10 protein-coding genes and 1 pseudogene are annotated in these 14091 nt (G+C 59.3%); 10 read left to right on the top strand and 1 reads right to left on the bottom strand.

What is annotated here, in order from left to right; genetic code table 11:
* The first annotated feature begins 11 nt into the window (after nucleotides 1-11).
* The 9 genes from EN851_RS32200 to tnpB all read left to right on the top strand — a co-directional run bounded on the left by EN851_RS32200 (nucleotide 12) and on the right by tnpB (nucleotide 12987).
* Entirely contained in the window at nucleotides 12-1406 is a 1395-nt protein-coding gene (locus tag EN851_RS32200) for an MmgE/PrpD family protein (protein ID WP_135930842.1), read from the top strand.
* Between the two features lie 376 nt (nucleotides 1407-1782).
* Nucleotides 1783-3366: an ABC transporter substrate-binding protein gene (locus EN851_RS32205; protein ID WP_135930843.1), complete on the top strand. Its 1584-nt coding sequence runs from the start codon at nucleotides 1783-1785 to the stop codon at nucleotides 3364-3366.
* A 673-nt stretch (nucleotides 3367-4039) separates the two neighbouring features.
* The gene (locus EN851_RS32210) at nucleotides 4040-5152 is read left to right on the top strand and encodes a succinylglutamate desuccinylase/aspartoacylase family protein (protein WP_135930844.1); all 1113 of its coding nucleotides are present in this window, start codon (nucleotides 4040-4042) and stop codon (nucleotides 5150-5152) included.
* Nucleotides 5153-5716: 564 nt separating this feature from the next.
* Nucleotides 5717-7300 carry an ABC transporter substrate-binding protein gene (locus EN851_RS32215; protein ID WP_135930845.1) on the top strand — a complete coding sequence of 528 codons (1584 nt, stop codon included), beginning with the start codon at nucleotides 5717-5719 and terminating at the stop codon, nucleotides 7298-7300.
* A gap of 11 nt (nucleotides 7301-7311) precedes the next feature.
* On the top strand, nucleotides 7312-8271 hold the full coding sequence (locus EN851_RS32220) for an ABC transporter permease (RefSeq protein WP_135930859.1): 960 nt from the start codon (nucleotides 7312-7314) through the stop codon (nucleotides 8269-8271).
* Nucleotides 8272-8280: 9 nt separating this feature from the next.
* On the top strand, nucleotides 8281-9105 hold the full coding sequence (locus tag EN851_RS32225; protein WP_135930846.1) for an ABC transporter permease: 825 nt from the start codon (nucleotides 8281-8283) through the stop codon (nucleotides 9103-9105).
* Nucleotides 9102-10772: an ABC transporter ATP-binding protein gene (locus tag EN851_RS32230; protein ID WP_135930847.1), complete on the top strand. Its 1671-nt coding sequence runs from the start codon at nucleotides 9102-9104 to the stop codon at nucleotides 10770-10772. The genes EN851_RS32225 and EN851_RS32230 overlap by 4 nt, the downstream gene beginning before the upstream one ends.
* A gap of 1519 nt (nucleotides 10773-12291) precedes the next feature.
* Nucleotides 12292-12645: a transposase gene (locus EN851_RS32240; protein WP_135930849.1), complete on the top strand. Its 354-nt coding sequence runs from the start codon at nucleotides 12292-12294 to the stop codon at nucleotides 12643-12645.
* 162 nt (nucleotides 12646-12807) lie between these two features.
* A complete protein-coding gene (gene tnpB, locus EN851_RS37455) occupies nucleotides 12808-12987 on the top strand; it encodes a transposase (RefSeq protein WP_245520861.1) in 180 nt (59 codons plus the stop codon).
* Nucleotides 12988-13039: 52 nt separating this feature from the next.
* Here tnpB and EN851_RS37460 read toward each other — a convergent pair whose 3' ends face one another.
* Nucleotides 13040-13261: a hypothetical protein gene (locus tag EN851_RS37460; RefSeq protein ID WP_245520863.1), complete on the bottom strand. Its 222-nt coding sequence runs from the start codon at nucleotides 13259-13261 to the stop codon at nucleotides 13040-13042.
* On the opposite strand from EN851_RS37460, the pseudogene EN851_RS32250 reads away from it, so the two are divergent.
* Nucleotides 13172-14091 (top strand): annotated as a pseudogene (locus EN851_RS32250) (IS66 family transposase); the annotation flags it as partial. The gene EN851_RS37460 and the pseudogene EN851_RS32250 sit on opposite strands and share 90 nt — an antisense overlap.

Raw genomic sequence — 14091 nt, forward strand, 5'->3', positions numbered from 1 at the left:
AGGCAATCCTTATGAACTCGAATGTTAACGGTGCTGCCTCTCTGTCTATGGCCATAGGAAGGTTTGTCAGCGGGCTGGAATTTGGCGCCCTCTCGCCAACCGACATTACAACTCTGAAATTCGGGATCATGGACTGCTTGGCCTGCGTGATTGCGGGTGCAAGGGAGCCGGTAACCCGGATGGTGCTCGACACCATAGTGCCCGAAGCCGGTGAGGATAAAAGAGCAACAGTTCTTGCCCATTCCGTTCAAAGCTCCGCGCTCGGCGCGGCGCTCGCCAACGGCGTGATGGCACACGCTTGCGATTTTGACGACGTAAGCGACCCGATGTGCGGGCACCCTACTGCGCCCGCGCTCCCGGCCATTTTGGCGGCTGCTGAACTGACAGATCGGTCGGGCAGAGATGTCCTTCTCGCCTATGCCGCTGCCATTGAAGTGATGACAAAGCTCGGCCGCGTTGCTGGTTACGAGCTTTATCAATCCGGTTGGCACGCCACCGCAGCACTCGGGGTATTTGGCGCTGCCGCCGGAGCCGCTAAGATACTCGGACTCGACGCAGAACATACAGCTACCGCCATCGGCATTGCCGCCTCCCGTGTAGCCGGAATACGTGTGAATATCGGCTCGATGGTAAAGCCGATGCATTGCGGTTTTGCAGCGAGGGACGGCTTGGAGGCGGCGCTTTTGGCTGCAGCAGGGGCAACCGCAAGTCCCAATGCGGTCGAAGGCACAAACGGCTTTCTTCACACGTACATATTGCAGGGGGGGCGTTCCACCGACGTCACTTCGCTCCTCGGCAATCCGTTTGATATCCGAGAGCCAGGTATTGTCTTCAAAAAGTATCCGTCCTGCCTCGACACCCATTCGGCCATCGACGCTATTCTCGAATTACGCGATCGCCACAACATCCAACCTGAACACGTGAGGTCTATCCGATGTGTGTTTGCTCCGGGAGTGGGTGGTGACCTGGCGTACCATGCCCCTCAAACGCCTATGGAGGGCAAGTTCAGTATGGAGTTTTGTTCTGCGGTCGCGCTGGCGTGGGGGCGCGTGTCTCTCGCCGAATTCTCTCAAGAAGTGGTCGATGATCCAATCATCCAGCGGCTGATGAACATTTCAAAGCTCGACTTCGATCCCGAATTGACCAGCCCCAACCCGAGAAGCTTCTGCGCTGCCGCCCGGGTTGAAATCTCGCTCGAGGACGGGCGGGTGATCGATAAAACGGTGCAATACATGCGGGGCCATCCGAAGAACCCGATGGAGGAAGATGAGTTTGTGTCCAAATTCAAGGACTGCGCAAGATCCGTGCTGAGTCCCGCCAACACCGCCCGCGCGCTTGCTACGATTAAGCAGTTAGACCAGCTATCGGATCTGCGTATTCTCATGTCAACTCTCGTCGCAGACTGAAGACATAGCCACTGCGGCTAAGCCGTGCTTGATCGGCCGGAGTCGACAGGGGGCATAAACCCCTCCAGAGCCGCTGGGTCTCCAGCGCCACTGCCACATCGCAGATAGCCCAAAACGTCGACGAGGCGCCGTCGTGACAGGCTTTCCCGGCCAGCAACCAAGATCAAGGCCGGAGCTTCTTCCAAAGAGACAGAGCGATAATTAGATCGCCACTCTGCCCTGTCACAGGCCGCTATTCTGCGTAGGGCGAGGGCAAAACGCCAGGTACCTGCGTCAAGGGCATTGGAATCGCGCAAGTCGCTCCATGCTCAGTGATACCGTCGAACAGTGGTCATGTCCTCGGCTGCGAGGGACGAAAAACACGGAGGAGCATCAAATGTCCCAGGAACTCGACTATCTAAACCGACGCTTCGCGGCGGGCAGGTTGAGCCGACGTGAATTTCTCGGCCGTGCGACGGCGCTCGGCGTCAGTGCTGCCTTCGCCAATTCTCTTATTGCCGGCGCGACAATGGCGCAGACGCCGAAAAGGGGTGGCATTCTGAAAGCCGGCCTCGCAGGCGGCGCGGCAACGGACAGCATCGACCCGGCGAAAGCAATTGAGGTGATGTCCTTCTTCGTCAAATGCTGGGGCGAGTATCTTGTGGCGCTGAGGGCGGATGGAGGACTGGAGTATCGCATTGCCGAGGAGATCGGCTCATCCAAAGACGCCAAAGTATGGACCTTCAAGATCCGCCAGGGCGTCGAATTCCACAACGGAAAGACTGTGACAGCTCAGGATGTTATGGCGACGCTGGCACGCCATTCGGATAAAGACTCTAAGTCGGGCGCACAGGGCATCTTGTCGGGGATCCAGAGCCTCAAAGCCGATGGCCGCGACATCGTCGTCACCCTCAAGGAGCCGAACGCCGAGTTCCCATACCTCATGGTAGACTATCATCTGGTCATTCAGCCAAATGGCGGCAAGGACAACCCTGCCGAAGGCATTAGCGCAGGTCCTTATAAAGTAACTGCCAACCAGCCAGGCGTGCGCCATGGCGGCGAGCGCTTCGCGAATTTTTGGCAGTCCGACAAGGAAGGCTTCGCCGATCAGGTTGAGATCGTCGTCATCAATGACGCCACAGCCCGCATTTCCGCGCTGCAGGGCGGCCAAGTCCATATGATCAACAGGGTCGAGCCCAAGGTCGTCGATCTTATCAAGCGCGTGCCCAACCTGAAGATCGAGACGGTGACGGCTTCGGGCCAATATGTTTTCAACATGTTCTGCGACACCGCGCCATTCGATAACAATGATCTGAGGATGGCGCTCAAGCTGGCGGTGGATCGTCAGGAGATGGTCGACAAGATCCTGCGCGGTTACGGTACGGTCGGCAACGACTTTCCGATTAATGCGTCCCAACCACTCTTTCCCGAGGGCATTGAACAGCGGACCTTCGATCCGGACAAGGCCAAGTTCCATTATCAGAAGTCGAGCCACAGTGGGCCTATCCTACTCAGGACCTCCGACGTTGCTTTTCCCGGCTCCGTCGACGCTGCGCAGCTCTTCCAGCAGAGCGCGAATAAGGCCGGCATCACCATCGAGGTGAAGCGCGAACCGGGCGATGGCTACTGGTCAGATGTCTGGAACAAGCAGCCCTTCAGCGCCTCCAATTGGGGTCCGCGCGCGACGCAGGGCATGATGTACTCGACAGCCTATCGGTCGACGGCACCCTGGAACGACACGCACTTCCACAATCAGAAATTCGACAAGCTGCTCGCCGAAGCGCTGGGCGAACTGGATCAGGAGAAACGCAAGAATTTATACCGTGAGATGGCCGTCATCGTTCGCGATGAAGGAGGGACGATCGTGCCACTGTTCTACCAGGCCATTGACGCAATCTCTGACAAGGTCGGCGGGTACGTCGGGCGGATCGAGTCACTGATGAATGGCTACGCCTTCTCGCAATGCTGGCTCGAGGCTTGACAAAGTCGGTTCGTATCGCATCCCCGCGCTGGGATCGAACATATGGCCCTTGATGCATGCCGCCCCAAAAGCAATCTGAATGAAATGCGCGAGTCCAAAGGACTCAGCGCGTGCTTGAGCCTCGACCGCGACGCGCTCTTGCCGGCAACCTTGGAATCCACCTGCGGTGGACGGGGAAGTGTCGGCCGCGGTTAAAGTAGATAGCCGCGATGTTCCGCACAGCCACTCCGCGTATGTTGCGGATCGCGTGGAGGCGAATGTTTCCGCCAGGGACGCCTCGGCCGGCCTCGTCAGAAGAGCGCCGATCCTCTCCATTATTTTAGGGCCTGAGGCACGGCGGTAGCGCCACTCGACATCACACTGCCGCCCGCAAATTCTTCTCATACTCGGCGAGGGTCGACGTTTTAATTGATCGCACGCTAAGCCGGAGTGCTCGAGGATATTTCACGGGCCGCTGTTCCGGGCTCCTCCAGCACCCACTTCAACCAGCGGCGGACGCGAAGAGATGACTATCGTCGAGACGGCAGGCCACTGAACCCAGGTCAATATAGAAGTTAGATGCGGACCATCTGTAAAATATTCTTGCCACGGGAGCTCGCATGAACCAGAGCTGGCAAGCTAATGCGCAGGGGTTATCCTAGATCACCTCGCCGCCAAACACGACGAGATCGGTATGCATTCTGTTGTAGAAGATATCCCTCTTGTCCCCTCATCGATCGGCACTCGGCGCCAGGTTACCGTTCACCGTTTTGGAGTTGGTCATTCAGGCCCCAAGATATATTTTCAGGCGGGCCTCCACGCTGACGAACTCCCGGGGATGGTGGTCCTCAGCCATCTGGTGAAACTGCTCCAAGAAAGGGAGGGTGAGCCGAACGGAGAGATCATCATAGTCCCTTGTGCCAATCCGATTGGTTTATCTCAGAGAATTCAGGGGTATCATGCTGGCAGGGCTGACTTGGGGCTGGGGGGTAATTTCAACCGCAATTTTCCTGATTTGACCCCTCTGGTGGGGGTGCAGCTCGAAGCACTCCGAAGCGAGGGGCTCGCCATGAATAGGGAGGCTGTAAAACGTGCGATGCTGAAGGCAGTCTCCGCGCTCGTTCCAAAAAACGAACTCGATAGCCTGAAGCAGGTGCTTCTCACGCTCGCTATCGACGCAGATTTTGTCCTGGACGTTCACTGCGCCGACGAAGCGGTCCTTTATGCATATGTTTCCAATCCCGAGCATTCTGCCGCAGACCTGTTGTCTCGCTACATCGGCAGCGTGGCTACCATTGGCGGCGTTCCCGAGCTTACAGATTTTCCTACAGCGTGCCTTCTGCCGTGGCGCGCAGCACAGGAAATTATTCCAGACGTACCGATAACTGAGTGCTTGTCGGCCACGCTCGAGTATCGCGGCTCAAAGGGTCTTCGCGACGATGTTGCGGTCGAAGACGCGCGAGGGTTGATTGGCTTCATGGAGGCAGTTGGCCTTCTGAAGGGAGCGACGCAGCCGCCGTCGCAAGTTGTCACGTGCCACACGACGCTCGACTGCGTTGACTACGTGCGAGCCAATGCCCCTGGGATTGTCATTTTTTCGAAGACCCCCGGTGACCATGTGCAGGCAGGCGAAGAGATTGGGACAATTCTCGATCCTGCGTCCGGCGACCGGAGTTCTTTGAAGGCAAGCGCCTCCGGTGTTATTTTCGGGTATCTCTACAGCCAAGTTGTAATCCCCGGCGGGACTGTCGCCTGGATTGCGGGCAATTCGCCCATCGAACAGCAGACTGGGGACCCCTTTCCGTAAGCAAACGCTGAGACAATGAAAAGCGTCTCAACCTCTGTTGCTCAAGTGCGTTGAGACTGCGCCGCCAGTCGGTTGTGCAGGGCACCTGCAGATCTCACGCACGAGGGCCGGCGGGGCGGCCGCGCGAGTGTCGTTTACTGGGTAAGGCTATCAAGGCTTTGCGGCGCGCCGCTAGCCGTAGCGAGTGAGGCTTCGGCATTTGTCAGACGGCCTGCTCGGTGAGTCCCGTCCTCACCAACACCGACCAGTCCGGCTCATGGCCTGAACCGTAAGCCAGCACGTGAACTCCATTATATCCTGCCAGCGCTTGCGACGCGGGAGCAATCGCTCCGGCAGTCAATCAGCTGTCCGAATGATCCACCGCGGGTCCTCGCTTTGATAATCACAGAGCAGATCTCGTTCAGTCGCCGCAATTCTGCATTAACGCGGTCAAAACGCAGTTTCCGTACCGGAAGGCTGCGCGATTTTGCGTAAAGCGGCGTAAACCCAAATGTATCATCACCAAAACAAAAAGATGCACTTTCAGTGCCCCGGGAACAGATTCAAACGTAGAGGAGCTAATCGATGTCGCAGGAACTTGACAATCTAAGCCGCGGTTTAGCTGCGGGCCGCCTGAGCCGACGTGAATTTCTCGGCCGTGCGACGGCGCTCGGCGTCAGTGCTGCATTCGCCAATTCTCTTCTTGCCGGAGCCGCTATGGCGCAGACGCCGAAAAAGGGCGGCATTCTGAAGGCCGGCCTCGTGGGCGGGGCGGCGACGGACACCCTTGACCCGGCAAAATTCATCGAGTTGATGTCCTATTTCGGCAAATGCTGGGGCGAGTTTCTGGTGGCGCTGAAGGCAGATGGGGGACTGGAAAATCGCCTCGCCGAGGAGATCGGTTCATCCAAAGACGCCAAAGTGTGGACCTTCAAGGTTCGAAAGGACGTCGAATTCCACAACGGCAAGACCGTAACGGCAGAAGACGTCGTCGCGACGCTGCAACGCCATTCCAGCAAGGAGTCACAGTCTGGCGCCCTGGGCATCTTGGCCGGTATCGAAAATATCAGGGCGGATGGGCGCGACGTCATCGTCACTGTGAAAGAGCCGAACGCCGAATTCCCTTACCTCATGGCAGATTACCATCTGGTCATTCAGCCCAATGGCGGCAAGGACGACCCGGCCGAAGGCATTAGTGCGGGTCCTTACAGGATGACCGTCAACCAGCCCGGCGTGCGCCATGGGGGCGAACGATTCGCCAATTTCTGGCAGGCCGACAAGATGGGCTTCGCCGATCAGGTCGAGATCCTGGTGATCAATGACACCACAGCCCGCGTTTCCGCGCTGCAGGGCGGCCAGGTGCACATGATCAACAAGGTCGAGACTAAGGTCGTCGACCTCATCAAGCACTTGCCTAGTCTGAAAATCGAGGCGCTTTCAGGTCCGGGCCACTACTGTTTCAACATGTTCTGCGACACGGCTCCCTTCAATAGCAATGATTTCAGGATGGCTCTCAAGCTTGCCGTGGATCGTCAGGAGATGGTCGACAAGATCCTGCGCGGTTACGGTACGGTCGGCAACGACTTCCCGATCAATGCTGCCTATCCACTCTTCCCCGAAGGCATCGAGCAGCGGTTCTTCGATCCTGATAAGGCCAAATTCCATTATCGGAAGTCGGGCCATAGTGGCTCGATCCTGCTCAGGGCTTCCGACGTTGCCTTTGCCGGCGCAGTCGACGCCGCGCAGCTCTTCCAGCAGAGCGCGGCCAAGGCTGGCATCACCGTCGAGGTCAAGCGGGAGCCGGGAGATGGCTACTGGTCGGGTGTCTGGAACAAGCAGCCCTTCTGCGCCGCCAATTGGCGTGGGCGGGCGACGCAGGGCTGGATGTACTCAACCACCTATCGGTCGACGGCGCCCTGGAACGACACGCACTTCTTCAACGAGAGGTTCGACAAGCTGCTCACCGAAGCGACCGGCGAACTCGACCAGGACAAGCGTAAGAACCTGTATCGCGAGATGGCCCTACTAGTTCGCGATGAAGGAGGGACCATCGTGCCGATGTTCAACCAGTTCATCGACGCGATCTCGGACCAGGTTGGCGGATATGTAGGACGGGTCGACTCGCTGATGAACGGCTACGCCTTGACGCAATGCTGGCTCGAGGCTTGAACGGATTGCTTATCAACTCACCCGTTATGAAGCTGATTGCCCAGCGTGTTGCGCTGGGCATTCTCCTCCTCTTCGCCGTCTCCGTGCTGATTTTCGCGGGCACCCAGATCCTTCCGGGCGATGTGGCACAGTCGATCCTCGGTCAGGCGGCCACGCCCGAGGCGGTCGCCAATCTGCGCCGGGATCTCGGCCTTAACGATCCCGCCATCGTGCGCTACTTCCACTGGCTGGGCGGAATTTTGACCGGCGATCTCGGTACCGCGCTCACCTCGCGGCAGGAGATCACGCTCACCCTGATGCCACGGCTGTGGAACACGCTATTCCTAGCGTTCTGGGCAGCCGTTGTGTCGGTTCCACTGGCTATAATCCTCGGGTTATTGGCGGTGCGCTACCGCGATGGGCCAGTTGACAAGGCTATTTCCGGTTTCGCGCTGGCTTCAACATCGCTGCCTGAATTCTTCGTCGGCTATCTGCTTGTCTTGTTCCTTGCCGTGAAGCTGCAGTGGTTCCCTTCGATATCGACTGTCTATGACGGCATGCCGTTCCTGGAGAAGCTAAAGGCGATTGTGCTGCCGGCGACGGCTCTGGTGTTTAGTGTACTCGCCCACATGATGCGAATGACGCGCGCTGCCATTCTGAACGTGATGCAATCAGCCTACATCGAGAGTGCTGAGCTCAAGGGGCTTTCTGCCTTTAACCTCATACGCAAGCACGCCTTTCCGAATGCCATCGCGCCTATCGTCAATGTTGTGATGCTCAACATGGCCTACCTCGTGGTTGGTGTCGTCGTGATCGAGGTGATCTTCGTCTATCCGGGTATGGGGCAGTATCTCGTCGACCACGTCGTCAAGCGCGATGTGCCAGTGGTTCAGGCGGTAGGTCTCATCTTCGCTGCAGTCTACATCGGGCTCAACATCGTCGCGGACGTTGCGGCGATCGTTGCCAATCCGCGGCTGCGGCATCCCAAGTAGGAAAGAAAAATGCTTTACATCAAACGCATCCCATACGGAGCCTGGCTCGGCCTAATCCTGACCGGGCTATTAATGATCTGCGCGTTTCTTGCCCCATGGATTGCGCCGGCGGGCAAGGGGGAGGTCGTGGGTGACGTATGGGAACCGATGTCGTCCGCGCATTGGTTGGGTACCGACAATTTAGGACGAGACCTGCTCTCGCGCATGATCTATGGCGCACGCACCACCATCTTCATCGCCTCCCTGGCCACCGCCTTGTCCTTCTCGCTGGGCGCCATCCTGGGTTTCATTGCGGCGGTTGTTGGCGGCATGATTGACACGCTGATGTCGCGTATCGCCGATCTTCTAATGGCAATACCGACGCTGATATTCGGCTTGGTGGTGCTGTCGGTGCTGCCCTCCAACAACGTAACGCTCATACTCGTTATGGGAGTTCTGAGTTCAACACGTGTCTACCGCCTTTCTCGCGCCGTTGCGATCGACATCAATGCCATGGATTTCGTCGAAGCAGCTAAGTTGCGCGGTGAGAGTCTCGGCTGGATCATCTTCTACGAGATCCTACCCAACGCACTATCGCCGCTGGTGGCGGAACTTGGCCTGCGTTTCATCTTTTCGGTGCTGTTCCTTTCGGCGCTTTCTTTCCTCGGGCTGGGTGTGCAGCCGCCGGAAGCCGATTGGGGTGGCATGGTGAAAGAGAATAAGGACGGCATTATCTTCGGAATACCTGCCGCCCTCATTCCGGCCGCTGCGATCGCCATTCTGTCGATCTCTGTCAACCTGATAGCCGACTGGGTGCTCACGCGCACCGCCAGCCTCAAGGGGGGACGGGAATGACGGCTAAGGCTCCCGTAAAGCTCCAGAACGACAACGGCGTCCTGCTCGACATCCGAAATCTCAAGGTCCAGGCGACCGTCTATTCGCCTGGCGAGAAGCCGCGCGACGTCACCATTGTGGACGGAGTGTCGCTGCAATTGAAGCGCGGCAAGGTGCTGGGACTGATAGGTGAATCCGGCGCTGGAAAGTCGACCGTCGGTCTTTCCTCCATGGGGTACGGCCGCGGGGGCGTGCGCATCACCGGCGGCGAGGTATTCCTCAACGGGCGCGACATTCTTAAGGGCGGCGTCCGAGATTTACGGAAGGTGCGCGGAAGCGAGGTCTGCTATGTCGCGCAGTCGGCTGCTGCCGCTTTCAACCCAGCCCATCGGCTCATCGACCAGGTGGTGGAAGCAGCGATTCTGCATGGCATTGGGAGCCGAGCGGAGGCAGAGAAGCGCGCGCAGTCCCTGTTCACAAAACTCCGCTTGCCTGACCCCAAGAGCATCGGCTGCCGATATCCACATCAAGTATCCGGCGGCCAGTTGCAGCGCGTAATGACTGCGATGGCGCTTTGCTCCGAACCCGACCTGATTGTGTTCGACGAACCGACCACGGCTCTCGACGTAACCACACAGATTGATGTGCTGGCCGCCATCAAGGACGCAATCCGCGACACCGGCGTCGCTGCCCTCTACATTACCCACGACCTTGCTGTGGTGGCCCAGGTCTCGGACGAGATCATGGTATTGCGAGATGGCAAGATGGTGGAGCACGGCCCAACACGTCAGATCATCGAGGCGCCGCGCATGGATTATACCAAGGCGCTGGTGTCGGTTCGGTCGGTCGAGCATGAGGAGAAGGAACCGACGCCCAGGCCTCTGTTGTCTGCGAAGAACGTCACTGCCGCCTATGGCGGCGGCTCGGTGAAAGTTCTGCAGGACGTCTCGGTCGAGGTTCACCCTGGCCAGACGTTGGCTGTGGTCGGGGAATCCGGCTCGGGCAAATCGACGCTCGCCCGCGTCATCACAGGGCTGCTGCCGCCGATCGCCGGCAGCATCACCTTCGCCGGACGCACGCTTGCGCCCAGGCTCGCCGACCGCTCCAAGGACGACCTGCGTGAATTGCAGATGATCTATCAGATGGCCGACGTTGCGATGAACCCGCGCCAGACGGTTCGCACCATCATCGGCCGGCCGCTCGAATTCTATTTTGGTATGCGAGGAAGGCAGCGCGATGCCAGGGTCGCCGAACTGCTCGATGAAATCGAGATGGGCAAGGGCTTCATTGACCGCTATCCGGCAGAGCTTTCGGGTGGGCAGAAACAGCGGGTATGCATCGCCCGCGCGCTTGCGGCAAAGCCGAAGCTCATGATTTGCGACGAGGTAACAAGCGCTCTCGACCCGCTCGTGGCTGACGGAATCCTAAAGCTGTTGCTTCGCTTACAGAAGATTGAGGACGTGGCTTACCTGTTCATCACGCACGACCTCGCGACCGTCAAAGCTATCGCGGATTCCATCGCGGTTATGTATCGCGGAGAGGTGGTCCGCTACGGCTCGAAGACGCAAGTGCTCACACCACCATTCGACGCATATACCGACCTCCTGCTGTCTTCTGTTCCTGAAATGCAGGTAGGTTGGTTGGAACACGCAATTAATGAACGCCGTATGGAGAGCGCGGGGAATTGAGCTCAACAAAGGCTTTGCACTGGTGGTCCACGTCCAAATCCAGGAGGGCAAGATCGCAATCATTTCAGTGGGTCTGGAGGGCTGGTGTTGTCAGCACTGTTCGATCCCCGACGGAGCGTCTGCTCATGGAAGTGGAGTAAGTGGCGATCCGAAGGGGTCGGTTTCCAAGAGGACCGAAATCTCGAATCCGTCGGGCATAGTTGCTAGCGCCAATGAAGACCCAACTGGCGCTCTGTGAGAAAATACACGAGGGAACGCCGAATGCTTGGACATGAGCATTATCCCATCAATAGGAACATGCATTTTCTGCCGCGTTGTCTGAAATGCGAGAACGTATTATTGGCGTAGTAATTCGCAGCGGGTGCGGTAGATTGCCGGAGGAGGTTCTTTTTGTGGATTGTTGTGAACATCGCACATCGAAACCCTTGGCGCCGCATATGAGGTAGTTCTGCAAACAGGACTGCGTGTACCAATGCGAGATGGGGTGGAGACGGATGTCTATCGCCCTCTCGGGTACGTCGGGAAGCTGCCGGCGATTCTGATCCGGACGAAGTACGGCAAGAGTCCCTATCGTCCGCCCAAACCCAGTAATCCGGTGGCTCTGACCTCGCGGCGCAGGGCTATGCAGTAGTTGTGCAGGAACTTCGTGGACTTTTTGTTCTGGCGGGCATTTCGCCCTGCTCGAGCACGACGGACGGTTACGACACACTGTCTTGGATCGCTTCGCGGCCGTGGTCCACCGGGCGGGTCGGCACCTACGGTTGCTCCGCGCTTGGAATCACTCAAGTGCTTCTTGCTTAGTTGTGCCATCCGGCACATCGATGCGCGATAGTGGAGGGGGCGGGTGGTTCGATGTCTGGAGATCGACACCGTCTGGGAGACTTGCGCTTGTGCGGGTCGCGCCCTAGGTGGGGCCTTGGAGCTAAGCATGTGGGTGCCCCACTTTCATCAATCGCATGGGAAGGACCGTTCCCGCCCGCAACCTAAGACCGACGAGGAGTAGAAACGGGCGTTCGCCACACTACTGGTCATTAATATTCTCAAGAGCATTGGGGCACCACCCACTGACTGGGAGGACTGGGTCTCACGCGACCCCAAGTACCCTTAGTTTGATCGGTTTGGGTTCCTCCGCGAGGACTCCAAGATCGATTTGCCAACCTTATTCGTGAATTCCTGGTATGACGTCGGCGCCGCCGACGCGCTCCATACGCAGCGCGTGTTCAGCACGCGGGGAAAGAAACGTGGATCTCGTGTGCGTATTTCGCAAAAGCCGGACAGGGGTTCCGCTAATTCCCGGACAGTGGTTTCGCTAATGTCGGGATAGTCTGGCGGCGTCGGTCCTTGGGTGCCTTGTTGCGTTCATGGATGATTGATTTCGCCGTTTTCGGCGCCGTTCAAGAGGGGCGCGGCCTTTTGCTTTTGCAGTACGCCTCCGGCGAAGGCCGCCTTGCGGGAGGATGGCACGGTAGCGGGGCTGCGCTCTTAAGGTCGTCCTTACGAGCGAAGTTAGCAGCACAGCATGAGCCATGTGACGTTATTGACCGGGCCGGAGCGGCGGCGGCGTTGGAGTGAAGCGGATCAGTGCCGGATACTGGCCGCGGCATTCGCGCCCGGGGCCATGGTGGCGGCGGTGGCGCGTCAGTACGATGTCGCGACCAGCCTGATCTACAAGTGGCGCCGCACGATGAGAGCCCGCGAGACGGGCTTTGCCGAAGTTGTCGTGGCTCCCGACGAGCCTGTCGCCGTTTCGCGGCCGGCGGCATCCCCAGCGGTGATCGAACTGGAGGTCGCCGGCAAGGTGCGGCTGCGGATTCCGCTGACCACGCCGCCGACACTGGCGGCGGCGATGGTGAAGGCGCTGGGTGTTTCATGATCCCGGTTCCGAGCCAGGTGCGGATCTGGTTGGCGGTCGGCCGGACCGATTGCGTCGTGGGATGCAAGGCCTCGCTCTGCAGGTTCAGGAGACGTTGGGCCGGGATCCGCATGCCGCGATATTTATGTCTTCCGCGGCCGCAGCGGCAATCTGATCAAGATTATCTGGCATGATGGGCTCGGCATGTCGCTGTATGCGAAACGGCTCGAGAAGGGCCGGTTTCTATGGCCGTCGCCGGCGGACGGCACGGTTTCCATATCGCCGGCGCAGCTCGCCTACATGCTCGACGGGATCGATTGGCGCAACCCGCGTCACACGTTCCGACCGCAGCGCGCGGGCTGAGTTTTTCTTTTTTTGCGCCATTTTCCGCGAGTCAGCGGAGGCGTTTTATGGTTCACTCCAGGGCATGGTTGCCACCGCCCAGGATGCTGTTCCGGACGATATTGGCGCGCTGAGAGCGGCGCTGACCGCGGCGCTGGCCAGAGCCGAAGATGAGGCTGTGCGCGCTGCGCTGGTCGAGGCCGAACTGGCGGTCGCCAGGGCCAAGGCATCGGATGATGCGGCGCTGATCGCACATCAGGATCTGACGATCCGCAAGCTGCAGCGGGCGCTGCATGGTCAGAGTTCTGAACGCTCAGCCCGCCTGCACGACCAGATGGAGCTCACCTTCGAGGAACTCGAGAGCACCGCGACGGAAGACGAGATCGCCGCCGAACAGGCCGCGGCCCGGACCACCGAGGTGGCGCCTTATGTGCGCAAACGACCGGCGCGCCAGCCATTTCCCGAGCATCTGCCGCGCGAACGCGTGGTCGAGCCGGCGCCGGGCGCTTGCCATTGCTGCGGCGGTCATCGGCTGCGCAAGCTGGGTGAGGATATCACCGAGACGCTGGAGGTGGTGCCGCGGCAATGGAAGGTGATCCAGCACGTGCGGGAGAAGTTCACCTGCCGCGTGCGAGACGATCAGCCAGGCTCCGGCGCCCTTCCACGCCACCCCGCGCGGCTGGGCCGGTCCCGGCCTGCTGGCGATGATCCTGTTCGAGAAGTTCGGCCAGCATCAGCCGCTCAACCGCCAGGCCGAACGCTATGCCCGCGAAGGCGTGCCGCTCAGCCTGTCGACGCTCGCCGACCAGGTCGGCGCCGGCGCCGCGGCGCTGATGCCGCTGTTCAAGCGGCTCGAAGCCCATGTGCTGGCCGCTTCACGTCTGCACGGCGACGACACGACGGTGCCGGTCCTGGCCACGGGCAAGACCGATACCGGCCGATTATGGACGTATGTGCGCGATGACCGACCGTTCGGCGGCGCCGATCCGCCGGCGGCGGTGTTCTACTATTCCCGCGATCGTCGAGGCGAACATCCCGCGGCGCATCTCGCCGGCTGGAGCGGCATTCTGCAGGCCGATGCCTTTGGCGGTTATGGCGAGCTCTATGCGACGGGTCGTCAGCCGG

The sequence above is a fragment of the Mesorhizobium sp. M8A.F.Ca.ET.208.01.1.1 genome, from assembly GCF_004791315.1.
Lineage (GTDB): Bacteria > Pseudomonadota > Alphaproteobacteria > Rhizobiales > Rhizobiaceae > Mesorhizobium.